The 24,971-nt window shown below is 68.7% G+C and carries 23 protein-coding genes and 2 pseudogenes; 12 read left to right on the top strand and 13 right to left on the bottom strand.

Translation table 11 applies throughout. The features are described from left to right. Positions 1–16: 16 nt before the first annotated feature. Positions 17–666, top strand: a pseudogene (locus A6E15_RS21895) (DUF502 domain-containing protein). On the opposite strand, the gene A6E15_RS11525 reads toward A6E15_RS21895, so the two are convergent. From A6E15_RS11525 to A6E15_RS11515, 3 genes are read right to left on the bottom strand one after another with little or no spacing between them, the layout of a single operon-like run. Beyond that, positions 663–1,601 carry an alpha/beta fold hydrolase gene (locus A6E15_RS11525; protein ID WP_076146334.1) on the bottom strand — a complete coding sequence of 313 codons (939 nt, stop codon included), beginning with the start codon at positions 1,599–1,601 and terminating at the stop codon, positions 663–665. The pseudogene A6E15_RS21895 and the gene A6E15_RS11525 sit on opposite strands and share 4 nt — an antisense overlap. A gap of 55 nt (positions 1,602–1,656) precedes the next feature. After that, the gene (gene meaB, locus A6E15_RS11520; protein ID WP_076146332.1) at positions 1,657–2,742 is read right to left on the bottom strand and encodes a methylmalonyl Co-A mutase-associated GTPase MeaB; all 1,086 of its coding nucleotides are present in this window, start codon (positions 2,740–2,742) and stop codon (positions 1,657–1,659) included. Further along, positions 2,739–3,155: a cobalamin B12-binding domain-containing protein gene (locus tag A6E15_RS11515; protein ID WP_006182017.1), complete on the bottom strand. Its 417-nt coding sequence runs from the start codon at positions 3,153–3,155 to the stop codon at positions 2,739–2,741. Before A6E15_RS11515 ends, meaB begins: the two co-directional genes overlap by 4 nt. Positions 3,156–3,390: 235 nt before the next feature. Between A6E15_RS11515 and A6E15_RS11510 the strand changes: the two genes are divergently transcribed. After that, positions 3,391–4,065 carry an HD domain-containing protein gene (locus tag A6E15_RS11510; protein ID WP_076146331.1) on the top strand — a complete coding sequence of 225 codons (675 nt, stop codon included), beginning with the start codon at positions 3,391–3,393 and terminating at the stop codon, positions 4,063–4,065. Between the two features lie 126 nt (positions 4,066–4,191). Next, positions 4,192–4,748 (top strand): annotated as a pseudogene (locus A6E15_RS22040) (DUF7332 family protein). A gap of 29 nt (positions 4,749–4,777) precedes the next feature. Here the strand turns inward: A6E15_RS22040 and A6E15_RS11495 are convergent. Beyond that, positions 4,778–5,458, bottom strand: a complete 681-nt coding sequence (locus A6E15_RS11495) for a LysE family translocator (RefSeq protein ID WP_084177359.1) — start codon at positions 5,456–5,458, stop codon at positions 4,778–4,780. A gap of 264 nt (positions 5,459–5,722) precedes the next feature. Here A6E15_RS11495 and A6E15_RS11490 point away from each other — a divergent pair, with 264 nt between their 5' ends. After that, positions 5,723–6,340, top strand: coding sequence for a TlpA family protein disulfide reductase (locus A6E15_RS11490; RefSeq protein WP_076146326.1), 618 nt, complete (start codon positions 5,723–5,725; stop codon positions 6,338–6,340). Positions 6,341–6,400: 60 nt separating this feature from the next. On the opposite strand, the gene A6E15_RS11485 is transcribed toward A6E15_RS11490, so the two are convergent. Next, complete coding sequence (locus A6E15_RS11485; RefSeq protein ID WP_076146324.1) at positions 6,401–7,024, bottom strand: class I SAM-dependent methyltransferase; 624 nt, start codon at positions 7,022–7,024, stop codon at positions 6,401–6,403. Between the two features lie 175 nt (positions 7,025–7,199). On the opposite strand from A6E15_RS11485, the gene A6E15_RS11480 reads away from it, so the two are divergent. Next, entirely contained in the window at positions 7,200–7,817 is a 618-nt protein-coding gene (locus A6E15_RS11480; RefSeq protein ID WP_076146322.1) for a TlpA family protein disulfide reductase, read from the top strand. Between the two features lie 142 nt (positions 7,818–7,959). On the opposite strand, the gene A6E15_RS11475 is transcribed toward A6E15_RS11480, so the two are convergent. Next, a complete protein-coding gene (locus A6E15_RS11475; protein WP_076146320.1) occupies positions 7,960–10,491 on the bottom strand; it encodes a DNA topoisomerase I in 2,532 nt (843 codons plus the stop codon). A gap of 302 nt (positions 10,492–10,793) precedes the next feature. On the opposite strand from A6E15_RS11475, the gene A6E15_RS11470 reads away from it, so the two are divergent. The 6 genes from A6E15_RS11470 (at position 10,794) to A6E15_RS11445 (ending at position 16,784) form a co-directional block, all read left to right on the top strand. Then, positions 10,794–11,033, top strand: a complete 240-nt coding sequence (locus tag A6E15_RS11470; RefSeq protein ID WP_076146319.1) for a hypothetical protein — start codon at positions 10,794–10,796, stop codon at positions 11,031–11,033. Positions 11,034–11,203: 170 nt separating this feature from the next. Continuing rightward, a complete protein-coding gene (locus A6E15_RS11465) occupies positions 11,204–12,694 on the top strand; it encodes an MATE family efflux transporter (RefSeq protein WP_076148318.1) in 1,491 nt (496 codons plus the stop codon). A gap of 166 nt (positions 12,695–12,860) precedes the next feature. Beyond that, a complete protein-coding gene (locus tag A6E15_RS11460) occupies positions 12,861–13,790 on the top strand; it encodes a sulfide-dependent adenosine diphosphate thiazole synthase (protein WP_076146317.1) in 930 nt (309 codons plus the stop codon). A gap of 14 nt (positions 13,791–13,804) precedes the next feature. After that, entirely contained in the window at positions 13,805–14,569 is a 765-nt protein-coding gene (locus A6E15_RS11455; protein ID WP_076146316.1) for a DUF7001 family protein, read from the top strand. Between the two features lie 86 nt (positions 14,570–14,655). Then, on the top strand, positions 14,656–15,066 hold the full coding sequence (locus A6E15_RS11450) for an acyl-CoA thioesterase (RefSeq protein WP_076146314.1): 411 nt from the start codon (positions 14,656–14,658) through the stop codon (positions 15,064–15,066). 308 nt (positions 15,067–15,374) lie between these two features. Further along, positions 15,375–16,784, top strand: coding sequence for an aryl-sulfate sulfotransferase (locus A6E15_RS11445; RefSeq protein WP_076146313.1), 1,410 nt, complete (start codon positions 15,375–15,377; stop codon positions 16,782–16,784). 12 nt (positions 16,785–16,796) lie between these two features. Here the strand turns inward: A6E15_RS11445 and A6E15_RS11440 are convergent, their stop codons facing one another. From A6E15_RS11440 to leuS, 7 genes are all read right to left on the bottom strand, one after another. Beyond that, positions 16,797–17,177 carry a hypothetical protein gene (locus tag A6E15_RS11440; RefSeq protein ID WP_076146311.1) on the bottom strand — a complete coding sequence of 127 codons (381 nt, stop codon included), beginning with the start codon at positions 17,175–17,177 and terminating at the stop codon, positions 16,797–16,799. 81 nt (positions 17,178–17,258) lie between these two features. Next, a complete protein-coding gene (locus tag A6E15_RS11435) occupies positions 17,259–17,945 on the bottom strand; it encodes a class I SAM-dependent methyltransferase (protein WP_076146310.1) in 687 nt (228 codons plus the stop codon). Between the two features lie 8 nt (positions 17,946–17,953). After that, positions 17,954–18,853, bottom strand: coding sequence for a thiamine-phosphate synthase family protein (locus tag A6E15_RS11430; protein WP_076146308.1), 900 nt, complete (start codon positions 18,851–18,853; stop codon positions 17,954–17,956). A 67-nt stretch (positions 18,854–18,920) separates the two neighbouring features. Continuing rightward, positions 18,921–19,526: a DUF420 domain-containing protein gene (locus A6E15_RS11425; protein WP_076146306.1), complete on the bottom strand. Its 606-nt coding sequence runs from the start codon at positions 19,524–19,526 to the stop codon at positions 18,921–18,923. 101 nt (positions 19,527–19,627) lie between these two features. Next, complete coding sequence (locus tag A6E15_RS11420; protein ID WP_076146305.1) at positions 19,628–20,362, bottom strand: J domain-containing protein; 735 nt, start codon at positions 20,360–20,362, stop codon at positions 19,628–19,630. A 96-nt stretch (positions 20,363–20,458) separates the two neighbouring features. After that, positions 20,459–20,752 carry a HalOD1 output domain-containing protein gene (locus A6E15_RS11415; protein WP_076146303.1) on the bottom strand — a complete coding sequence of 98 codons (294 nt, stop codon included), beginning with the start codon at positions 20,750–20,752 and terminating at the stop codon, positions 20,459–20,461. Positions 20,753–20,848: 96 nt separating this feature from the next. Next, positions 20,849–23,545, bottom strand: a complete 2,697-nt coding sequence (leuS, locus tag A6E15_RS11410; protein ID WP_076148316.1) for a leucine--tRNA ligase — start codon at positions 23,543–23,545, stop codon at positions 20,849–20,851. A gap of 393 nt (positions 23,546–23,938) precedes the next feature. Here leuS and A6E15_RS11405 point away from each other — a divergent pair, with 393 nt between their 5' ends. Further along, a complete protein-coding gene (locus A6E15_RS11405; protein ID WP_076146302.1) occupies positions 23,939–24,937 on the top strand; it encodes an SDR family oxidoreductase in 999 nt (332 codons plus the stop codon). Positions 24,938–24,971: the final 34 nt, after the last annotated feature.

Raw genomic sequence — 24,971 nt, 5'->3', positions numbered from 1 at the left:
AGACGTCACGGCCGCTATGAACGTCTGGGATACCGTCAGGCGGAGTTTCGTCGCCGGACTCATTCTGGTCGCGCCGCTGGTCGTCACGCTGTACGTCCTCAGGTTTCTCGTCAACTGGTCCTTACAGTTCGTGGATCCGCTCGTACGCGCCGCGGGATTGGCCCAGTACACCGGCAACGTGACGGTCGTCGCCCAGGCGTTCGCCGTGGTCCTGATCGCTGTCGCGGTCGTCGTCCTCGGGTTTCTCGCCCAGTTGAGCGTCGGCCGGCACCTGTTCGGGAACGTCGGGCGACTCGTCAATGTGGTCCCGCTGGTCAGCACGATCTACGGCAGCGTCCGGCAGGTCGCCGACTCGCTCGTCGAGCGCAAGACCGGGTACGAGAGCGTCGTGTTGGTCGAGTACCCCGCGAGGGCGTCTACATGATCGGCCTCGTCACCGGCGAGGGACCGCGGGAGGCCGAGGCGATAGCCGGCGGCGACGTCTACAACGTCTTCCTACCCAACAGCCCGAACCCGACCGCCGGCCGGCTCGTCTTGCTCCCCGAGGATCAGGTCCACGAAACCGACATGAGCGTCCGCCGCGGGATGCGCCTGATCGTGACGACCGGAATGGGCGACGACCGCGGGTCGGTGCCGCCGGCGCTCGAGACCGTCCCGGAAACCTAGTCCTCGATGTCGGCCCGCGGAAGCTCCGCAGACAGGTACTCGACGAATTTGTCCGGATGTTCGGCGTGGGGTAGTTGGGTCGCGTAGTCGATAACAACCAGATCGAGATCCGCGGCCGCCGCCAGGTCCCGCCCGTCCCGAAGCGGGACCAGTTCGGCGTCGCGGCCCCAGACGAGCGTCGTCGGCGTCTCGAGCGCGGCCAGTTCCGTCTCGAGGTCGAAGTCGGGATCGAGGGTGCCGGCGGCGAAGGAGGCGGGCGCGTAGCGCGCGCCGGGCTGGTGGGCGCTCTCCCAGGCGTACCGGACCGTTGCGGGATCTATTCGGTCGGAATCGTAGTAGCCGTCCCGATCGTAGAAAGAGCGGATCGAGGGCTTGCTCGCGAGCAGGTTGTACAGCGTCGTGCCGACGATCGGCGTCCGCAGGAGGGTGCGGACCCACGGCCGTTCGTCCGCCGTCTCGCCGGTCGGACAGATCAACACGAGGCATTCGAAGTCGGTCTCGTCGGCGGCCTCGACGGCGAACGTGCCCGACAACGAGGAGGCGACGACGATCGGCGCGTCGGTCACCTCGCTCGCGAAGTCGCGGACGAACTCGGCGTACAGCGTTGCGGAGTAGACCAGCGGCGGTCGCTCCGAGCGGCCGAAGCCGGGCAGATCGACCGCGTAGACGTGGTAGTTCTCCGCCAGCCGGTCGACGAGCGACTCGAACTCGTGGCTGCTCGCACCCGCGTAGACCCCGTGAAGGAGCAGCATGTCGGGGTCGTTGGGGTCGCCGGCGACCGTATACTGCGTCTCGATCCCGCGCCAGCGATACGTCCGTTCGATACCGACCAGCGGGGTCTCGAGGTCGCCCGCCCGCCGCTTCAGGAGGCGGTTCCCGAGGACGGCTCCACCGACGGTTCCGAGGGCTGCGCCGAGGACTGTTCGGGCTTTCATACGTCTCCGTACGCTGCCAACGGACTTAGGCCTCCGGTTCGGGGAGGCCCCGGCTTCACTCGCGGGTGTCGGTCTCGAGATTCTCGAGACAGGCCTCGACGGGCTCGAGCACGTCGGTCGCGATCGAGTAGGGATCGGTCTCACCCTGCCGAACGGCTTCGGCGAGGTCGTCGATCCCGCCGGCGGCGGCGAGTTCGTCCTCGAGCATGGTGTGGACGTCCTCGCGCAAGAGGGTGCGGATCTCCTCGGCGTAACGCGTACGCACCTGTTCGGCGTGTTCGCCGGAGTCGACGAGGTAGTGCCGATGGGCCGCGAGTTCGTCGATGAACGCGTCGACGCCGGTGCCGTGGATGGCGACGGTCTCGACGATCGGCGGCGTCCAGCCCTCGTCGGTCTCGTCGGCGTCGGCGGACTCGCCGTCCCAGTCGTCGTGTGCGTCGATGATCTCCTGGCTGTGGTGGCCGCCGCCACCGTCGAACCCGCTCTCGTCGCCGAGTTGGACCATGTCACGCAGTTCCTGTACCGTCCGGTCCGCGCCGTCGCGGTCGGCCTTGTTGACGACGAAGACGTCGCCGATCTCGAGGATGCCGGCTTTCAGCGTCTGGATGTCGTCGCCCGAGCCTGGCGGGACGAGGACGGCGACGGTGTCGGCGGTCCGGACGATGTCGATCTCGTTTTGCCCGGCACCGACGGTCTCGATGATGATCTTGTCCTTTCCGAAGGCGTCCATCGCCTTGACCGCGTCCGCGGTCGCGGTCGAGAGCCCGCCCAGCGTCCCGCGGGCGCTCATCGACCGGACGAAAACGTCCATGTCGCCCACCGTGGAGGCCATCCGGATGCGGTCGCCGAGTACCGCCCCGCCGGTAAAGGGCGAGGAGGGGTCGATTGCGATGACGCCGACCGTCTCGCCCCGGTCGCGGTAGGTCTCGGCGAGTTTGTCGACCAGCGTCGACTTGCCCGCGCCCGGCGAGCCGGTGATCCCGATCACGTCCGCGTTCCCGGTGTGGGCGTACAGCTCCGAAACGAGATCGCGATAGCCCGGCGCGCGGTTCTCGATTTTCGAGATCACGCGGGCCAGCGCGCGGTGTTCCCCCGCGAGCAGGTCCTCAAGGAGCGACCGGTCGTCGGCGTCCATGCTCATCGCTGGGGCGCGTTCTCGCGGACGAACTCGATGGTCTCTTCGACGGAGGTACCGGGACCGAAGATGGCTGCGACGCCCTGTTCTCTGAGTTCGTCGCGGTCCTCCTCGGGAATGACGCCGCCGGCCAGCACGAGCGTGTCCTCGGCCGCACCGTACTCCTCGAGCCCGTCCATGATCTTCGGGACCAGCGTGTCGTGGGCCCCCGAGAGGATGGAGATGCCGAGGACGTCGACGTCCTCTTGGACCGCGGCTTGGACGATTTCGTCGGGCGCTTTGTGGAGCCCGGAGTAGATGACCTCGAAGCCGGCATCCCGGAACGCGCGCGCGATGACGTGCGCGCCGCGATCGTGACCGTCGAGGCCGACTTTGGCGACGAGACACCGAATCGACTCCGCTTCCTGTTCGCTGCTCATACCCCCTACTTCCCGAGCCCACTGTTTGACTTTAACGGAAGATAGTGGGAGTCCCCGGCGGAGCGTCGGGATTTCGTCGGGCCGTGTTCGTCGGTGTCGCGGCCGTCGGTCGGGGACGCTCTTTGGCTCGTGACTATCACGAGCGGGCGAAACCGTCACGAACCAAAGGCTAAAGAGCGAAACGACCGAACATTCAGTCAATGACTATCGTTCGTCTACTGCGGAGGGATCTATCGTGGGCGTCGAAATAAAGGAGGCGCGGGTGTCAGACGCCGAACTCGAGGAGATGAAAGGATTCGTCTTCGAGTATCTCGCGGCCAGCGTCGAGAAGGAAGAGGAGGGCGGCCGCATGCGCTGGTACCCGTGGCACTCCGCCGAGTACCGACACAACCACATCCTCAACGTGGTCGATCTCGCGACCGAGATCGCCGAGGAGGAAGGCGCCGACGTCGACGTCACGCGCGTCGCCGCCCTCTTTCACGACGTGGCCAAACTCGAGACCGATCAGGAACTCCACGCCGAGGCCGGGGCCCGGGTCGCCCGGGAGTACCTCGAGTCCCGCGCGGACTACCCCGAGTCGTTCATCCAGCAGGTGTGTCGCGCCATCGAACACCACTCCTATCAGGGCGACCTGACGGACCTCGATCTGGAGACGCAGTGTCTCATCGAGGCCGACCTGCTCGACAAGGTCGGCGCGAACGGGACGGCGTTGATGCTGTTGCGGATGGGCTACGAGGCCCGCACGCACATGGACTGCGACGAGATGGTCGAGCGCGTCTTGGAGCGGGGCTACGACGCCGCCTCGCGCGTCCGGAGCGACACCGCGGAAGGCATCGCCCACCAGCGCCTGAAACGCGTCAGGTGGTTCAGCGAGTGGCTCGAGGACGAGATCGCCGCGCTGGGCGAGTGAGTCGGCGGCGCTCGCGTCGATTCTCGTCGGCCGACGGCGTGTCGGTCCCGACACGATAGCAACGTGTTGAACGGGAGACCAGTCGGCCAGTGGGTTCTTACAGACATAGTCGCGAGACCGTAGGTAATGGGACGCCCCTCTCGATCGACGGCTATCGCAGCCCTTACCGTCGGCTGTATCGCGCTTCTCGCCGCTGCCCCCGCCGCGGCGACCGCGGGGCAATCGACTCCGACGCTCCAGACCGCCGGCGAGGCGGACGGCCAGCCGGTATCGACCTGTTTCACCGGCGAGGGGTCCGAGTTCACGATCGGTTCGGACGACGGCGCGGAGATCTGGGTTCGGCTTCACGCGGGACCGCTGACGGGATCGGGCTGGTCGATCGGGCCGAGATGATCGGTTCGCTCGAGGATCGGTCGATCGTCGAGGTCGTCGCCGGAATCGAATGCGTCGGCGATGGATTCTTCGACCTCTTCGATAGCCCCGGCGAGGCGTTCGACCTCGTTAGCGGCTTCGGCTTCCAGTTGCCGATGCTCGAGAACGCGACGACGGGCCTCGGGAACGCGTCGTCCGGGGCTAACGCCGAACGACCGACGGGTCGGCATCGGAGCGTGAGGGACGCGAGACGGCCGGCAACGACGGCCGGTTCGAACTGCTCAGGTGGTAGCCCGCGAGGCGGCCGGTAACCCAAACCGTCTCCCGTAGCGTCCGCGGCTCAGACGAACTGCACCGCTCCCAGCCCCAGGAAGGCGAGCCCGAACCCCGCGAGGACGACGGCACTGCCCGCCGCGACGAGGGGGGCGAACGCGTCGACGCGTCGCCCGGCCCCGACCAGCGCCGCCGGGTAGCCCACGATCCAGCAGCCGATCCCGCCGAAGAAGCCGAGCAACAGCGCGGGCGAGCCGGTTCGGACGACGAGGACCCCCTCGAGTAGCTCCCCGACGGCCGGCGCGTACGCCAGCACGTCGAGCGTCCCGGGCTCGAGCAGGCCGACGCCGACGGTGAGCCAGAAGCCGATCTGGTAGGGGTTGGTCAGCGAGAGGACGAACGTCTTGCGAAACCCCCGCGAGACGCCCCGGTCGGCGTCGGTAAACGAACTCGCAGTCCGGGCCTCCCGGACCGCACCGACCGCGAAGTACAGCATGAGGACACCGCCGGCGAGATAGAGCGCGGGTCGGACGACAGAAACGCGGTCGATCACGGCGACGAACCCCGCGAGCGTGAGGCCGAAAAAGACCGCGTCGGCCAGCATGGCACCGAGTCCGGCCCGGAAGCCGGCGGGCCAGCCGCGAACGACGCTCTCCTCGGCGATGATGGCGTTCATCGGTCCCGGCGGGGCCGCGAGCGCGAGCCCGAAGACCACGCCGGCCAGTCCCGTCACGACGAGTTCGATCACGGCTGTCGGTTTCGGATGGGAACCACGGCGTGAAAAACACGACGAACCGGTCGCGCTGGCGGCGGTCCGATGGCCGCTGTACGGTCGGGGACACGACCGGCGACGAAGTCGCCGCCGGACCTGTCGCGATCAGTGACTCTTTGCGCGGGGCGTCCATACGAGCGGTATGGAAGGAATGGGAAATTGTAGCATGGGGGCGATCGGCGGCGCTCGTGTCGGACGGACGGTCGTCCGGCATCGGTGCGACGGAGGGACGGGATCGCGATGAAACGCCGACACCTGCTCGCGACGGCGGCCGCGACGACGGCGCTGGTCGGCTGTCTCAGCGGGCCCGACGAGGGGAACGGTGAGTCGGACGACGCGCCGGTCGAGCCCCCCTTCGAAATCGCCACCCTCGACGCGACGGGTAGCGAGGCCGGAACGGTCACGATCCCCGACTCGAGTCGGCCGCTCCTCTGTAACTTCACCCGGACCGAGTGTCCGACCAGCCGGGGGTTTCTCTCGACGCTCGCCGAGGCCGCGTCCCGGCTCGAGGGCGGGGGGTACGCCGTCGGCGGGGCGGATCCGGACGTGCGATTCCTCTCCGTGACCGACGGGACCAGCGGCCCCTCGCCGACCGACGACGAACTGGCCACCTGGTTCGAGGCGAACGGGGGGAACTGGTGGCTGGGCCGTGACGTGCCCGGGACCTGCTACGACTACTACGGCATCGACGGCTATCCGACGACGATCCTCGTCGGCAGTGCGGGGACGGTCCACTGGCGCAATCGCGGCAGGAGTTCACCCGGCACCGTCACCGCGACCGTCCGTGACATCCTCGAAGCGGACGCCGGCGGCTCGGACGAGGGCAACGAAAGCGCGGGCAACCGGACCGACGGCTGATCGCCGCTCGGTCGGACTCCCGTCGGTCGCGCCGACCCACTCGAGCGGTCGATTTCCTGGTTACGGCTCGAGCGCGTCGTCCGGGACGAACGGATACGACTGCGTCCCGCCGCTCGAGCGTCTGGCGAGCAGCGTCGCGACCGCGACCGGCTCCCCGTCGTCGGTCGGCCGCCGTCGCTCCGTGTACGAGAGGACCGTCAGGTCGAGACACGCCCGGAGCAGGTCGTTCGAGCGATATCGATGACGGTCGGTCGATGGACCCGCGACCGGGTCGCGCGAGCGGAGATGGTGTTCGTAGGCGAGGACACCCCCGGGCGCGAGCGCCTCCTTGAGCGCCGGCAGGTGCTCGAGGCCGGAGAAGTAGCTCACGACGATCAGGTCGTACCGGCCCGGTTCCGGTTCGAACTCGGCCACGTCGGCTCGGGTCCAGTCGACCTCGAGGCCGCGTTCGGCGGCCCGCTCGCGCGCCGTCGCGATGGCCTCGTCGGAGACGTCGACCGCGTCGACGTCGTAGCCGTGGTCGGCCAGAAAGAGCGCGTTCCGGCCGGTTCCGGTCGCCACGTCCAGCGCGCGGCCGTCGGGAAGCGTTTCGATCCGGCGCTCGAGGATCGGTATGGGATCGTCACGCGGCTCGCGATCCCCGTCTTCGTACCGCTCGTTCCAGCGCTCGCGGTCGTCGTTCACGGGTGTCCCGACGACCGGAGTCCCCTTAGTCCGTGTCCCCGCCGCCGGTGCGTTCGACGTGCGGACCAGTGTCCTTTTTTCCTCTTCGGCCCGTATTATAGCGTATGAGTGACGCTCGGACCCGACCGGCCGGTATCATCGGCTCCCCAGTCCACATCGCGGTGGTGAACCAGCGATGAGACGGCGAGAGTTGCTCGCTGGCGCCGGTAGCGTCGGCATTCTCGCGGCCGGGACCGGGATCGTTCTCGGCGGACTTCCGTCGTTCGGCGAGGAACCGGCGGCCGACACGGACGACGACGACGAGGGCTCCGAGTGGCCGATCGAAGTCGAGACGATCGACGCTCGCGGTAGCGACGGCGGAACGGTGACGGTTCCCAACGACGGGATCACGCTCGTCGAGTTCTTCGCAACGGGCTGTGGCAAGTGCCAGGCACAGATGCCGCGCCTCGCCGAGGCCCGCTCACGGCTCGTCGACGACTACGGGGACGATCTCACGGTCCTCTCGGTCACCTACCAGTCGGCGGATACCATGCCGGACGACGAACTCCGGACCTGGTGGCGAAACCACGACGGGAACTGGTACGTCGGCCGCGACACCACGTCGTCGCTGGCGGCGCACTACGGTATCTTCGGCTATCCGGTGACGATCATTGTCGACGAAACGGGCGAGAAACGCTGGGAGAAGAGCGGGCTCGGATCCAGCGACGACATCGTTCGGGCGGTCGAGGACGCGTTCGAGTCGTTCGACGGGAGCGACGACGGGGCCGAGACCAACGAATCCGCGACGGCCTGATCGGCCGCCGCCGGGTCGAACGTGACTATTCTCACGCCGGCCGACTCGTTCTCGCCGCCTCGCCCCGGATTCGAGATGCCGAACCGGCGCGGGACCGCCGCCGACGAGACCGACCCACCGGGAGACTCGTCGTGACGGCCGGTCAGGCCTTCGCCTGCCAGCTGCGGATGCGATCGGCGCTGACGCCCTCGACGTCGTCCGCGACCGCGTCGGGGTCGGCGTCGGTCAGGTCCTCGAGGTCTTCGATCCCCGCGGCGGCGAGCTTTTCGACGGTCTTGGCTCCGACGCCGTCCAGTGCCTCGAGATCGGAGCCGGAATCGCTTTCGCGGGCCTGAAACTCCTGATAGTTACAGATCGGACAGCCCAGTTCCCAGGGCTCGTCGCCGCTGTGGACGACGAGTTCTGGCAGGTCGTGGTCGTCGCAGTACTCGTCGGTGACCTCGATCTCGCCGCGGCGGGGCAGCGGCAGCGAGTACTCGCAGTCGGGATAGCGGGTACAGCCGACGAGTCGGGAGCCGTTCTGGAGCGTCTTGATCGCGAGTTCGCCCCCGTGTTCCTCGCCGCACTCGGGACAGTCACCCAGTATCGGCCCCTCGCCGGCGTCCTCGGCCTTGCAGAGCGGGCAGCCGTGGACGAACGTCTGTCGGCCCGCGAGCATCTTGACTTCGTTCAGGCCGTGTTCCTCGCACTCCTCCTCGAGGATGAGCGGCTTGCCCGTCGACGGCAGCGGCAGCGTGTTCTCGCAGTCTGGATACCCGTCACAGCCGATGAAGTACGAGCCGTGGCGGCTCCGCCGGACGAGCAGGTCCTCGCCGCACTCGGGACAGGGGCCGAGTCGCTTGTCGTCTTTCAGCGACTTCCGGAGGTGGTCGCCGATCTCCTCGCGCGACTCGGCGAGGTTCTCGAAGATCTCCTCGAGCATCTCGCGCGATTCGTCGGTCACGTCGTCGAGCGTCGCCTCGCCGTTCGCGATGGCGTCCATGTCTGCCTCGAGCTGGGCCGTCATCTCCTCGCTGACGACGCGGTCGGCGTAGTTCTCGGCCGCGTCGACGACGGCCATCGCGAGCTTGGTCGGGCGCGGCGGATCGCTCTCGATGTAGCCCCGGTCGTAAAGTTTCTCTAACGTGTTATGTCTGGTCGATTTGGTCCCGATTCCCATATCCTCCATGGTCTCGATGAGCCGCGACTGGCCGTATCGACGCGGCGGCTGGGTCTGTTTGGCCTCGAGTTCGACGTCGGAGAGCGCCAGTTCCTCGCCCTCGTCGACGTCGGGGACGAAGTTCTCCGTCGTGGAGAAGTAGGGGTAGACGTCGTGGTAGCCGGGCTCGACCAGCCGCTTGCCGTTTGCCTTCAGGCGGTAGTCGTCGACTGCGACGACGACCTTGAGGTGTTCCCACTTCGCGGCGTCGGCGACCGTCGCGTAGAACCGCCGAACGACGAGTTCGAAGACCTCCCACTCGTCGTCGGAGACGTCGCCGCGGGCGGGGATCTCGCCCGTCGGGTGGATCGGCGGGTGGTCGGTCGTCTCCTCGTCGCCTTCCGTCGGGGTGATCTCGTCGGCCTCGAGCAGCGATTCGGCGGCGTCGCCGAGCGTCGAGTGCCCGGTGAACTCGTCTAACAGTTCCTCGGGATCGAGGTCGTCGGGGTAGACGGTGTTGTCGGTCCGCGGGTACGTAATGTAGCCGGCGGTGTAGAGGTCCTCGGCGATCGACATCGCGCGCTTGGCCGAGTAGCCGATGGCGCCCGCGGCGCGGATGAACTGGGTGGTGTTGAACGGCTCCGGGGGCGTGTCGGTGCGGGTCCGGCGGTTGACGTCGACGACGGTCGCGCTCTCGCGATCGGCGAGCGTCTCGTAGACCTCGTCCGCGGCGTCTTCCTCCCAGACGCGTTCGGCCTCGTTGCCGTCCTCGTCGCGGTAGAAGTACTGTGACTCGAAACTGGTCTCGTCGTCTCGCGGTTCCTCACCGCTCGACGTCTCCGAGGCGCGTTGCGCCTCGCTCTTTTGCAGGTCCGCGAACAGCTCCCAGTAGTCCTCGGGATCGAACGCCTCGATCTCGCGCTCGCGGTCGACGATCAGCTTCAGCGTCGGCGACTGGACGCGGCCGACGGAGATGAAGTCGTCGCCCAGTTGGCCCGCAGAGAGGGAGAGAAAGCGCGTGAGCGCGGCCCCCCAGATCAGGTCGATGATCTGGCGGGCCTCGCCGGCGGCCGCGAGGTCGAAGTCGAGGTCGTCTGGCTCGTCGAACGCCTGTTGAACCTCGTTTTCGGTGATCGAGGAGAACCGCACCCGGCGAATGGGAACGTCCTCGTCGACCTCCCGGACGATGTCGTGGGCCTCCTTGCCGATCAGTTCGCCCTCGCGGTCGTAGTCGGTCGCGATCGTCACGCGCTCCGCACGGCGGGTCAGCAAGCGCAGCGTCGCGACGATGTTCTCCTTCGTCGCCGTCTTCTCGACGTCGGCGTCGATCAGTTCGACCGGCTCGACGTCGCGCCAGTCCGAGTACTCCGACGGGAAGTCGACGCCGACGACGTGGCCCGACAGCCCCACGCAGCGCTTGCCGCCCCACTCGTAGACGTTGACGCCGTTCTCCCGGCTCGAGTCGTAGGTCCCGCCGGAAAGGATGTCGGCGATCCGGCGGGCCGCGTTGTCCTTCTCGGTGATTATCAGCTCCACCGCGGCTCACCTCCGGCTCGGCCGTCCGGTCGCGCTCGTCGCGGACGAGTGTCGGTCATCGTCGCTCGGTACGACTGAGGATCTGATAACGCTTTCGCCGAAAACCGGGAGACAGCGCGGGTGTGCGTGCGGTCGGGCGTCGCGCAGGCGCGTGAGGGGATTCGAAATAAATGCGCGGCGCACCGGCAGTGAGGACGGCTCGCTCGAGCGCGCGAGCGAATGTCATGAGGCGTGCTACCGGATGTGTTATACCCGCTCGAGCCGTAGAGGGGATCGCGTATCCTCACACGGAGAACAACGAAATGGAACAACCCCTCAGTAAATTCGGATACACTTGGCGCTTCGTCGGCAGCGCACTCGTCGCGTTCGTCTTCATCGCCTCGTTCGTCGGTCTCGTCTCGATCGGAGTCGCCCTTGCCGTGGTTCTGATCGTCGCCATTCCGGTGGCCCTCTCGACCGGTACCCGTCGGCGGCGCGTCGTCAGCCGGTTGTCGGGGATCGCCGCCCTGCCGCGGCGACCCGGCGGAGGCAGATTAGACTGACGACGTCTCGATAGAACGGCCGAACGAACCGATCGACTGGGTCGCCGATCCGCGAACGGCGCGGGATCATCACCAGCAGCGGACGAGTGCCGTCGGCACCGGAACCGGCAACGGCCCCCACGAGCCGATTCCTTTTATTGTGCTTGGCTGGGATTTACACGCGAGACCTCGTGGCAGCGACGGATCCCGAGCGAAAGCGCGTCGACATGACGACGGGGGCGATTTCCCCGAAGCTCCTCCGACTCGCGTGGCCGCTGGTCCTGGGAAACCTCCTCCAGACCGTCTACAACCTGGCCGATATGTTCTGGGTCGGCCGCGTGAGCAGCGACGCCGTCGCCGCCGTCTCGCTGATGTTTCCCCTCTCGTGGCTGTTCGTCTCGACCGCGATGGGGATCACCGCCGCGACCATCGCGCTGGTCTCCCAGCACGTCGGCGCGGGCGACGATCGGATGGCCGACCGCGTCGTCGCCCAGACGATTCTGCTCACGCTTTCCGTCTCGGCGGTCCTCGCCGGTCTCGGGTTCGCCGCCCGGCGACCGCTGCTCTCCCTGATCGGCGCTCGAGGGCCGGTGTTCGTCGAGGCGCTCGCGTATATCGAGGTGATCTTTCTGGCACTGCCGTTTACGTTCCTCTTCTTCGCCTTTCGGGCCTCGCTGCAGGGGGCGGGCGACACCAGGACGGCGATGTGGCTCGTCTTCGTCTCGGCCGGGCTCAATGTCGTCTTCGATCCGTTCCTGGTCCTCGGCTGGGGGCCGTTCCCGGCGATGGGGACGCGAGGTGCGGCCATCGCGACCTTCGTCTCCCGCGGGCTCGCCACCGCCGCCGGGATCGCCGTCCTGCTGGACGGTCGGTTCGGCGTTCGACTCCGACTCGGCGATCTCGCGCCCGACGTCGCCCTCCTGAAACGGCTGGTCGACGTCGGGTATCCGGCCACGCTCGACGGCTGGGCCCGGAGCTTCGCGGCGGTCGCGTTGGCCGGGTTCGTCGCCCGATTCGGGGCCGCGCCCACGGCGGCGTTCGGTATCGGCGTTCGACTCATGTCGGTGACGTGGGCCGTCGCCGGGGCCGTCGGGCAGGCGACCGCGACCGGCGTCGGACAGAATCTTGGCTCGGAGTCAGCCGAGCGGGCCCGCTCGGTCACGCGGACGGCCACCGCTGCGACGACGGTCTGTATTTTCGCCGTCGCGGCCGCACTGTTCGCGTTTCCGTCGACTGCGATGAGGGCCTTCGTCGCCGATTCCGCCGTGATCGCCGAGGGCGTGGTCTTCCTGCGGATCACCGCCCTCTTCTGGGCCCCTTACGCCGGTGTCATGGTCATTCAGGGCGCGTTCCGCGGGGCCGGTGACACCCGCACGGCGATGGTCCTCTCGATCCTCTCGCGGTGGGTCCTCCGGTTCCCGCTGGTGGTCGTCCTCGCGTTCGCCTGGTCCGTGACGATTCCCGGAACCGGCCTCGAGATCGCCGGACTGGGCTGGGGTCCCGAGGGGATCTGGTGGGCGATGGTCGCCGGGATGGCCGGTTCGTTCGTCGTAGCCGTGGTCTGGTTCCGTCGGGGGACCTGGACCGAGGGCGTCATCGACGACGACCGTCCCGAACGGAGTCGGCCGCCGGACGGCCGGCCGACCGGCGACGAGGACGACGCCGAGTTCGTCGACGACTGAGTTCGCGCCGGCCGTTCGGACGCGGGACTCGAGGACGGTACCGCGTTCGACCGTGCCGACGGACATCGTGCGAACGAATTCGTCAGCGAGACCGTCACGAACGTCGGTTACGTCCGGACCCCGGCTGCGACAGACTTTTCACTACTGGATCATACCACCTAGTTGTATGAGCGAATTCGAGCAGTTCAGTCAGGTCGGCGAAGCCGACGTCACCCGCGCGATCGGACAGGAGTGGACCGAGGAGTTCATGGACTTTTCCGACTCGGACGTCATCATCGTCGGCGGCGGTCCCTCGGGGCTGACCGCGGCGAAGGAACTCTCCGAGCGCGGCGTCCAGACGATGGTCGTCGAGAAGAACAACTACCTCGGCGGCGGGTTCTGGCTCGGCGGCTTCCTGATGAACAAGGTCACCGTCCGCGACCCCGCACAGGAGATCCTCGAGGACTTAGACGTCGACTTCAAGGAATCCCAGGACAGCGAGGGACTGTACGTCGCGAACGGCCCCGAGGCCTGTTCGGGCCTGATCAAGGCCGCCTGCGACGCCGGCGCGAAGATGCAGAACATGACGGAGTTTACGGACATCGTCATCCGCGAGGACCACCGCGTCGGCGGCATCGTCATGAACTGGACGCCGGTCCACGCGCTGCCCCGCGAGATCACCTGCGTCGACCCGATCGCCGTCGAGGCCGATCTGGTCATCGACGCGACCGGCCACGACGCGATGGCGGTCAAGAAACTCGACGAACGGGGCGTCCTCGACGCGCCGGGCATCGGCGACGCCGAGGCGTCGGCGACGGGCATGGACCAGACCGGCGACGACTCCTACGGCGCGCCCGGCCACGACTCGCCCGGTCACGACTCCATGTGGGTCGGCAAGAGCGAGGACGCCGTCGTCGAACACACCGGCCTCGTCCACGACGGCCTCATCGCGACGGGCATGGCCACCGCGACGACCTACGGTCTCCCGCGGATGGGCCCGACCTTCGGCGCCATGCTCGTCTCCGGGAAGCGGGCCGCCCAGGAAGCGCTCGACGAACTCGAGGTCGACGCCGACCCCGTCGAACTGACCTCGCGTGTGACTCCCGCGGACGACTGACCGCGGACTCCCGCATGGTCGAGCGCATCATCTGCTACCGAGCGCCCTCGACGGTGGCCGACGTCGACGCGGTCGTCGACTGGCTGGCCGCGCGGGTCGACGCCGACGTGACCGTCCGGGATCGTTTTCTCGAGGTCCACCGCACGGACGACCTCGCGGAGCGGTTCGCCGAGGCGCGAGTCCCCTCGCCGTACGAGCGCGAGACGGGCAACACGATGCTGGGGACGATCCGTTACGAGGAACGGGCCCTCGAGAACCCCGAGCGCGAGGGCGGGGTCCTCTACGACGGCGTGCAGGTCCAGCGCGCGCTCAACGCCGCGCTGCCCGCGGACGAGCGCGGCCTCGAGACGCTGCACGTGCCGGTCCTCGATCGGGCGGTCGGGACCTGGGGCGACCACGACGGCCGCTGGCACAAGCGCGTGACCGTCCTCGGCCAGCCGGCGCTGGTCTCGGTTCCCGGCCTCTACGAGGCCCCCGCCAAGCCCGAGTCCTACTACGAGGAACAGCAACGCCACGCCCTGCTCTCGGGCGATACGCCGCCCAGAGAGGTCCTCGAGAACCGGGTCGACGGCGACTTCCTGATCGCGGACGATCCCCGGACCACCGAGGTGCTGAAGGGGACGGTGTTACAGGGGTATCACTACCTCGGGACCGGCGAGGCGTTTTGCGACCGCGAGGGCTGTCGGCTGTTCAACGCCCACTATCAGGCGGCCCTGCTCGCGGCCCAACTGCGCGAGCCGGCGTTCTGTGACGACCACGCGCGACTGTACGGGGAGTGAAATCGGCCGACTGCGTCGCCGTCTCGAGGTCGGACGGAGCCGTAACCGGTACGTATTTTTGTTCCAGTCGGCTTCGGCAACGTACAATGAGTGCGGAGTTCACCGTCGACGTTCCCGTTCGCTATCGCGACCTCGATCCGCTGAACCACGTCAACCACGCCGTCTACGCCAGCTACCTCGAGGCGGCCCGGACCGACTACCTCGGGAACGTCGCCGAACTGCGCTCCGAGGACATCTCCTTCGTCATCGCGAACCTCGAGATCTCCTACGAGCGGCCGATCCGGAAGGGCGACGAGCCGACGGTCGCGCTGTCGGTCTCGCACCTGGGCGACGCCAGTTGTACGATGCGCTACGAGATCCGGGTCGACGGCGACGTCGCGGCGACCGCCGAGACGACCATCGTTCACGTCGATCCCGAGACGGAGCGGCCGAGCCCCATCCCCGACCGGATCGCCGACCGCATCCGGGCGTACGAGGGGCTCGAGGCCCCGGCGTAACCGGCGAGTCGGAGTGGCGCTCGCGTTCGCCGCGGATGTCGGTCCGAACGAAGCGAGTCGGCGGCCGGAACTCGCATACGGTTTACTGTAAATCAGTTCCGGCGCAACCGCTCCCGGTCCGGTTGTGCCGGGAAATCGTCACAGCGATCCGTATCAGGGGTTGCAATCGCACGGTTACGGTTTTCCGTCAGGGTGTGGCCGAGTCGATACGGGTTCGATGACGCGAATCGCCGATCACCGCTACTCGCGGCAGGACCGCGACGGAACCGCGACGGACGAGCCGCGTCCGACTCGAGGAGGGCCGAACCGTGGGTGACAGGTCGCAGTCGCGCGGTCGCGTCCGATCGGGGGTCGCCCGCGTTCGAGCGGGGATCACGCGGACCCGACTCCGCGCCCTCTTCGCCGTGTTGCTCCTCGCCTCGGCTGCCGTCGTCGCCGGCGCGGCGTGGGGAAGCCTCTCGACGGCGTCCGCCGACGCCGTCCCGGAGGCCCCGCCGACGGAGAACCACACGGTCGTCACCGAGTCGGGACGGGCGGGGACGATCACCGCCTACGCGCCCGACGGCGAGGTCGTCTACTACAACAATTCGCGGACGAAGTACTTCGACGTCGACCCCGTCGCGGGCGATCCCCTGACGGTCGAGTACACCGCGACCGACACGATTCACACGGCCGGGCCGACCTGCGGCGACCCACCCTGTGCCCGCAACGTTATCGAGCGCGCGAACCTCGCCACCGGCGAGGTCGAGGTCGTCTACGAACGCTACGACCACAAGGAAAACGCCGGCGAGTGGCACGACGCCGACCGCATCGACGAGGATCACGTCGTCGTCGCCGACATCATCGCGGATCAGGTCTTCGTCGTCGACACGGAGACGGAGGTCGTCGAGTGGCTCTGGGACGCCCAGAGCGCGTTCGACCTCGAGAGCGGCCACGCCTACCCCACCGACTGGACCCACATCAACGACGTCGAGTACATCGAGAGCGGCGAGATGGAGGGGCGGATCATGGTCAGCGTCCGCAACCAGGATCAGGTCGTCTTCCTCGATCGGGAGGAGGGCCTGCTCGAGGACTGGACGCTGGGCAGCGAGAACGACTACGACGTCCTTCACGAGCAGCACAACCCCGACTACATCCCCGAGAGCCGCGGCGGGCCCGCGGTCGTCGTCGCCGACTCCGAGAACGGCGTGATCGAGGAGTTCCAGCGCGAAGACGGCGAGTGGACCCAGACGTGGCAGTGGGAGGACGATCGGATCCAGTGGCCCCGCGACGCCGACCGACTGCCCAACGGCAACACGCTGATCTCCGACACCCACGGCAACCGCGTCATCGAGGTCAACGAATCGGGGGCGATCGTCTGGCAGGTCGAATCGACGCTGGCCTACGACGCCGAACGCCTCGAGACGGGCGACGAGAGCGCGGGCGGCCACAGCGCCCGGTCGCTCGGCCTCGAGTCGCGGACGGTCGCTACCGGCGGTAACGAGGGGGTCGGGTTCCGGCCGATCGAGTTCGTCGGCGGCGTGGTCGAGTCGGTTCTCCCCCATCGAGTCTACAACGCCGCGATCTTCGTCGCCCCGGTCTGGGTCGGCAAGACCGAGGCCGTCGCCATCGCCGGCGGCGTCCTGACGGGGTCGTGCTGGGCCGTCCTCGAGGCCCGGTGGCGACTCCGCGACGCCGGGATCGGATTCAGATGTCCCATCGTTCGCGACCGCGAGTGACCGTCGCGGCTATCAGCGGCGGCCGTCGCCGTCGGCCCGACTCGCGCGCCCGACCTCGGATCGGCTCTCGACGCCGCTCGAGCGCGAGACGCCGCGCCGGAGCGGCAGTCGCGTCCAGAGGACGCGGCCGGTGATCGCACAGACGGCGGTGGCGACCAGCAGCGAGCAGAAGTACCACGGCTTGGACTGGACCACCGCGAGCCCCCGCGTCGATGCGGGAACGACGCCGATCGCAAGCAGGTAGAACCCGGTGAGGGCGGCCAGCGACGACCGGTGGTGGCCGTGCCAGTAGAGCAAGCCGACGAGAACCCCCGAAAGCAGCCCGAGTTGTCCCGAATGCAGTTCCGGGATCGTGCTGAAGATCGACGAGAGGACGTTCTCAACGGTCGCCATAGGTGACCGTTCTCGAGCGGGGGGCTATGCGTTTGCCTGCACGTCGACAGTCTCTATGAAGCACCCCCGCTCGCGGCTCGCCTACGCCACCCGGCCGCCGGTCAGCCGAACGACGCCGAACAGGTGAGTTTCGTCCGCGACGGCGACCGCCCGCTCCCGGAGTCGCTCGTGGGCGGCGTCGATCTTCGCGTCGAGGCGCAGGTGCGGCGAGTCGTCGTAGCGGAGTCGCGTCGTCGGCGGCGTCGAGAGGACGACGATCGCCCGGAAGACGGCGTTGACCGGCGGCGCGTACCACTCGTCGCTCCGGGCGGCGTTCGCGAGGACGACGTGGCCACCGGGACCGACGAGGTCGCACCAGTCGTCGACCGCGCCCGCGGGGTCCGCGAGCATCCCGACGACGAACGTGGCGAGGACGGCGTCGATACTGCTCGTGGCCGACCGCGCCGCCTCGAGCCCGACCGGCGGCTCCGTCGCGTCCCCCTGCAGGACGTGGACGTTGTCGTACTCGGCGGTGGCGGCCCGCGCCCGTTCGAGGACAGGCCGGGTGAAGTCGATCCCGACGACGGTCCCCTCGGGGCCCACCTGGTCGCGCAGATACGGGAGGTTCGCGCCGGTGCCACAGCCCATCTCGACGACGGTGTCGCCGGGCTCGAGGCGGCAGGCGGCGGCCGCCCGTCGCCGGAGCCGGGCGACTCCAGGCGTCTCGCGCGCGATCAGGTCGTAGAGGCGGGCCCAGCGGCCGTAGAACTCCTGTGCGGATTCGGTCATCGGGACGCTCAGACCAGCGACCGGATCGCGTCCGCGACCGACTCCGCGTCGGTCCCGAGGACGTAGATCAGCGGCTCGATCCCCATGCCGCCGGTCTGGTAGAGGACGGTCGCTTCGGGTTCCTCCTCGATCGCCGCGCCGACGCTCGAGGCGACGTCGCCAGATTCGTCGAATTCGGCGGCGACGTGGCCCCGCTGGGCCAGTTCGTCGATCAGTTCCGGCTCGTAGGTGACGTTGATCCCGGCGGCGACGTCGGCCCCGTGGCGGCGGGCGGCCAGCAGCACGCGCGCGACGTGTTCTGAGACGCCGAACTCGGGATCGGCGGGGACGGTCGCCCGCCCCTTCACGTCGAAGATCCGGCCCGGGACGCCGGCCACGTCGTCGACACCCTCGGCGTCGGGCGTGCAGGCGACGAGGTTCGAGCCGACCGCGGGGATCAACCCCGTGAACCCGCTCGCGGTCTCGAGGACCCGCAGTCCCCGGCGCAGCGAGGAGAGGACCCGCTCGCTCGAGCGGGGGTCGCTCTCGGGGTCGTGGACCCGAAAGCTCGAGCCGTGGTCGGCCAGTTCCGGGACGGCCTCCTCGTGGAGCTGCGCGAGGAGGTCGCCGCCGCCTTCGAGATCGCGGATCAGGACCTCGAGTTCGATCAGGGCCTGGACCGGCGAGATCTCGCCGCCGGCCAGTCCGCTGCCGAGTTCGTCCACGAGGTCCCGGACGCGCTCGTCGTCTGCGATACGGTCGTTGACGGTCACGTCGCCGTGGGCGTACTTCGAGACGGCGCTCTGGCTGATGCCGAGGACCTCGGCCACCTCGCTCTGGGTGAGCCCGCGGTCGCGGAGGTCGCCGGCCAGCAGCGAGCGGACGGTGGGAAGGAACTCGTCCACGACGATTTCTTCGACGAATTGCATTCGTTGCTCGAGGGTAGGACGGGCGCGGGGATAACTTGTGGGTCCTGCGGGACGGTAGTCCCGTCGGTCAGAACAGCGCCGGGACGAGCATCGCCGCGAACTCGTAGTCGAAGGCGTGGTTGAGCAGGACGTAGGTGACGACCCCGAGGAACAGACTCAGAATCCACGCGGCGGCGGCGATCCGTCCGATCCGGGCGTGGGCCGTCCGACGGAGTTCCGCGGGCGTGTGGGTCAGCCCGAGGATCAGTGCGTAGAGGACCACGGGGACGGAAACGATCGAGAGGACGATGTGGATCGCGAGCATGATGAGGTAGGCGTAGTAGACGGGGTCGGGACCGACGAACTCCTTGGTGCCGCCGCCGCCGACCTTGAGCAGGTAGACGACCAGAAAGCCCAGGATCAGGACGAATCCCGAGACCATCGCCAGCCGGTGTTTCTCGACCTCGCCGTTGCGGATCCAGTACCAGCCGAGCGTCAACACGATCGTCGCGGTGGTGTTGATGCCCGCGATGAGATGCGAGAGCAGGTTGACCTGCTCGTTCGTCAGGTCGGGGTAGATCGGCACGTCCAGCAGGAAGGTGCCGAGTACCAGCGCGTAGCCGACGATGGTCAGGACGATCGTCGCGCCCTTCGGCCGCTCCCGGAGTCGCCGTCTCGCGTCAGCGGTTGCCATTGCCGGACGTTAGGAACACCACCCTTTGACCCTTGCTGTTCCAGCACGCTGTGTTCGGAAAGCAACGCCGATCGCTCGAGCCGGCCGAGCCCGCACCGGGCTCAGTCTCGCTCGAACGGCAGCCGGTTGAGCCGCTCGCGGACCAGCGGCCGCAGTTCGAAGAGGTACCGCTCGGTGTCACCGGTCCCGTCGCCGTCCGCGTCGGGGGCGCGCTGGGTGTAGACGACCTGCTCGACGGCGACGTCGTCCGGAATCTCGCCGGCGATGACGACGCCGTCGACCGCTCGGCCCGGCTCGAGAGTGACGTCGACCCCGGTCCAGCGGCCCGGCAAGTCGGTGGCGTGGGGGGCGACGATGCTCGAGCCCTCGTAGAGGAATCCATCGCTGCCGATAAAGGAGGTGTTCGCCCGCCCCCGCCACTCGAGCGGCCGGGAGCCGGTGTTGTGGGCGCGGAGAAAGGCAACGGTTCGGGTCGCTGCGGCGGTCACGGGGCCGTCGACCAGCGACGCGATATCGACGCCGTCGACGAGACCGGCCAGCGAGAGCGAGAGGTACTCGCCGCTGACGGTCAGTTCGTGACGGTCCCGCTCCGCGTCGGGATCGGGCGCGTAGGTCACTCGATAGCGGGCCGCTCCCTCCGCGATCGCACCGCCGTCACGGTCGGTCGCCCGTCGTTCTCCGAGAAGCCGCTCGTAGGCGTCCGTGATCTCGAGGAACCGTTCCCGAGAGCCGCCCTGATCCGGATGGTGGTCCGTGAGAAGCGATCGGTAGGCCTCGCGGACGGCCTGCTCGTCGGCGTCCGGGGACAGACCGAGGACCTCGTGGGGACGCTCCATCGTGGCGGTAGTCGCGGCTTCGTCGAAAAGAGTCTTTCCGTGTCTTCCGTCGGGGCCGATCGGTTCCGAGACACCGGCACGGGCCCCGACGGCTGTTCAGTCTGCCGGCTCGATCGACTCCTCGAGCGTGACCCGTCCGTCCCCATCGACGGTCACGTCGTAGCTACAGAAGCGAAACGAGACGGTGCCGCCCGGTCGGTCCGCGCCCTCCGATCGGGCCGCGAAGAGCGCGTCGAGCGCGTCGGGGTCGACAACGGCGTGCAGCGGTTCGTACGCCGGCGGGGCGAGGTCCTCCGGCGGGACGCCTTCGGCCTCGGCGACGGCTTCGATCACCGCCTGACTCGGCGGCCGGTTCGACGGATCGACAACGGTATCGCCACCCTCCACCATCGTATCCGGACCTACCGATGCCGATGGAATAAAACTACCTTTCCGACCGTCCACTGCAGCCAAGGCACCGATGGGCCGCTCTCACCGCCGCCCTCGTCACTCGATGCGGATCGCGGGTTTGCCCGGCCGGGCCTTGGCCGCGAGGTCGTCGTCGGCGTCGGCCTGGCGGACGGCGACGGTCGCGTCGAACTCGTCGGTGACGAGCCAGTCGGCGCGTTCGAGGACGGCCAGTTCGCGGTCGGCCGGCAGCACGTCCTCGCCGTCACCACCGTCGCGGCCGGTGAGTCGACCGACGAACGCGGCGACTCGCTCGCGATCGGCGGTGACCTCGAGCGCGCCGTGGTCGAAGAGCCGGTCGACGATTCCGTCGACGTCGATCCCGTCGTCGCCGCCGGCGGCATCGGCGACCAGTTCGGCCGCCCGGTACTTCCAGTCGGCGGCGACGACGAGGTCGATCCGCTCGGGTTCGTCGATGTCGGCGACGTCGACGATGTCCCGGACGTCCTCGAGGGTGCGATCGACGAGCCGGCGCTCGCGCTGGTAGGCCGCGACGTCGCCGTCCGGCTCGGGCCAGTCGGCCTCGACGACCAGCCCCTCGCCGCGGAGCTTGTTCCAGCACTCCTCGCCGAGGTGAGGGGCCATCGGCGCGATCAGCGCGGCCAGCGTTAGCAGGCCGCGCCGGTAGACCTCGCCGTGGGGCCGGTCGTACTCGCGGTACCGGCGCAGCAGTCGGGCGAGTTCCCGGATCTCGGTCGCCGCGCGGTGAAAGCGAAAGCGCTCGTACTCCTCGGTGGCCGCCGCGATGGTGCGGTCGATCTCCCGGGCCACGTAGTCGTCGTGGCCCCGGCGCTCGAGGCGGGCGTCGCCCTCGTCGACGAACTCCGTCGCCATCCCGTAGAGGGTCTGCTGGAGGTCGTAGGCCCCGCGGACGTTGTTGGCGGTCCACTCGAAGTCCTGTTCGGGGTGGGCCGCCGAGAGGACGAACAGCCGGGTCGTCTCCGCGCCGTACTCCTCGGGCGTGACGACGTTGCCCTTCGAACTGGACATCTTCTCGCCGTCGTACAGCACCGTCCCCTGGCTCTTGAGTTCCCGGATCGGCTCCCGTTCCTCGAGCAGCCCGAGATCGGCCAGCGCCTTCGTGAAGAATCGGGTATAGAGCAGGTGCAAGGCGGCGTGTTCGTCGCCGCCGACGTAGACGTCGACCGGCATCCAGTCGTCGGCGCGGTCGGTGTCGAACGGCGCGTCCGCGAGGTCGGGCGAGAGGAATCGCAGGTAGTACCACGAGGAGTCGACGAAGGTGTCCATCGTGTCCGTCTCGCGCTCGGCCGGCGCACCGCAGTCCGGACACGTCGTCGCTTTCCACTCCTCGGCGGCGTCCAGCGGGTTGCCGGTCGTCCGGACGAACTCGGGGAGCTCGACCGGCAGCTCGTCCTCGGGGACGGGGACCGCCCCGCAGTCGTCGCAGTGGACGATCGGGATCGGCGTCCCCCAGTAGCGCTGCCGGGAGATCAGCCAGTCCCGCAGCCGGTAGGTGACGTCGTCCTCGAGGGCGTCGTTCTCCGCGACGATCCGCTCGCGGGCCCGCTGGCTCTCCGTGCCGTCGTACTCGCCGCTTTCCTCGAGACTGCCCTCGCCGGTGTAGGCCTCGGTTTCGACGTCGATCTCGGCGTCGTCGTCGGGTCGGATCACGCGCTCGATCGGCAGGTCGTGTTCGCCGGCGAAGGCGTGGTCGCGCTCGTTGTGGGCGGGGACGCCCATCACGGCCCCGGTCCCGACGTCCGCTAAGACGTAGCCGGCGACGTAGACCGGCAGTTCCGCGCCGGTCAGGGGGTGGACGGCGGTCGCGTCGGTCTCGACGCCGTCGAACCCGACCTCGTCGGGGTCCCGGTCGCGGACGGTCTCGACGTAGTCGGCGACGGCGTCGTCGTCTTCGGCCAGTTCCCGGGCGAGGTCGTGGCCGGGCGAGACCGCGAGGTAGGTCGCGCCGTGGACCGTCTCGGGACGGGTGCTGAACACGTCGACGGTGCCGGCGTCACTGTCGTCCCCGCGGTCGTCGTCGCCGTCCCGGTCGCGGGACACGTCGAACGTGATCCGGGCCCCTTCCTGTCGGCCGATCCAGTTGCGCTGGATCTCGCGGACGCCCTCGGGCCACCCCTCGAGGTCGTCGAGCCCCTCGTACAACTCCTCGGCGTAGTCGGTGATCGCGAAGAACCACTGGTCGAGTTCCCGCCGCCCGACGGGCGTCTCACAGCGCCAGCAGACGCGGTCGCCGTCGGTTTCGCTGACCTGCGCGTCGGCCAGCACCGTCTCGCAGTCCGGACACCAGTTGACCGTCGCCGCCTCGTACTCGACGAGACCCGCCTCGTGGAAGCGTTCGAACAGCCACTGGTTCCACCGGTAGTAGTCGGGGTCGCAGGTGGTAATCTCGCGCGACCAGTCGTAGCCAAACCCCATCGTCTCGAGTTCCTCGCGCATCCGTCGGATGCAGGCCTCGGTCCACGAGCGCGGATCGGTCTTGCGCTCGAAGGCGGCGTTCTCCGCGGGGAGACCGAACGCGTCCCACCCCATCGGGTGGAGGACGTCGTCGCCGCACATTCGACGGTAGCGGGCGTAGGCGTCCGTGATCGCGTAGTTGCGGACGTGGCCCATGTGAAGCGTCCCCGACGTGTAGGGGAACATCCCGAGGACGTACGTCGGGTCGACGGCGTCGTCGTCGAGTTCGTAGACGTCGTCGCGCTCCCAGACGTACTGCCAGAACTCCTGCACCTGCGCGTGATCGTAATGACTCGTCATGATCGACGGGATCCGTTGGCTGTCACTGGGCGGGCCGGCCATATCATTGTTCGGACGGGCTCGAGCGAGGCGGCGACGACGGCGGATGCGAGTCCGAGTGGGGGTCGGTTCGAGAGCGAATCCGACGGCGGGCTCGCTCGAACTGAACGGACCGTTTATCAGTATTTATGATATGTTCCGGGCCATGACAGCGGGGGAGCAGGCGGAGCGGCGGAGCCGATCGGAACTACCGCGGTTCGACAGGCGAACCGTCCTGCGGACGGCCGGCGACCGAGTGTCGCCCGGAGCGCTGGCCCGTCTCGCCCGCTCCCGACCGGACCCGTCCACAGCCGTGACGGTCCGCGCGACCGACCGACGCGGAGCCCCTTCTGTCGGGCCGTCGTATGCGCTCGCATGCCATCGACCGCACTCGTGACCGGCTGTTCGTCCGGGATCGGCTACGAAACCGCCCGCGCGCTGCTCGAAGAGGGGTGGCGCGTCTACGCGACCGCCCGCGATCGGGACCGACCGGGCCTCGAGCGACTGGCCGACCGCGGGGCCGACCTCGCGGCGCTCGACCTGACCGAGCCCGGCGATATCGACCGCGTCGTCGCCCGGATCCGCGGGGAGGCCGGCGGCGTCGACTGTCTGGTCAACAACGCGGGCTACGGGCAGTTCGGGCCCGTCGAGGACGTGCCGGCGCGTCTGCTCGAGCGCCAGTTCGCGGTCCACTGTTTCGGACCCCACCGCCTGCTCCGTGCGGTGCTGCCGGGGATGCGCGAGCGCGGCCGCGGCCGGATCGTGAACGTGACCAGCGCCGCGGACCGACTCGCGCTGGCCGGCATCGGCGGCTACACGGCCTCGAAGTGGGCGCTGGCGAGCCTCAGCGACGCGCTTCGACAGGAGTTGTCGGAGACCGAGATCGCGGTCGTCGTCGTCCAGCCGGGGATCGTCGCGACGCCGTTCTACGACCGCGCGCTGGCGGCCGTCGAGGATGCAGCCGCGAGCGCGGAGTCGCCGCGACCCGGTGTCGACGGGACGACCGCCGATCGCGACCCCACGACCGCGGCGCGCAGGAACGTGACCGTCGTCGGATCGGACGGCAACACCGATCTCTATCGGGTCCTCGAGCGGGTCCGGGCCGTCGAAGGCGGCGGCCCGCTCGTCAACGAGCCCGAGCGGGTCGCCGAGACGGTTCGGGAGGCCGCGACCGCTCGAACTCCCGACACGCACTACCGCGTCGGGCCGGTCCCGCTGCTGGGATCGCTGTACGGCACCCTCGTCCCCGCGACGGTCCGAGACCGGCTCACTCGACTCGGGATCCGCCTCGCCGCGAGCGAACCCGTGCTGGACTTGCTCGAGCGCCGGACACCCGCCGCCGCGCCGGATCGGTATCCGCGCGGTGATCGATGACGCGGCCGGGTCGCCGTCTCGAATCGTCGGAGGC

It is taken from the genome of Natrinema saccharevitans (genome assembly GCF_001953745.1).
In the GTDB taxonomy this organism is placed as follows: Archaea; Halobacteriota; Halobacteria; order Halobacteriales; family Natrialbaceae; genus Natrinema; species Natrinema saccharevitans.
This window is presented reverse-complemented; position numbering and strand designations above follow the sequence as displayed.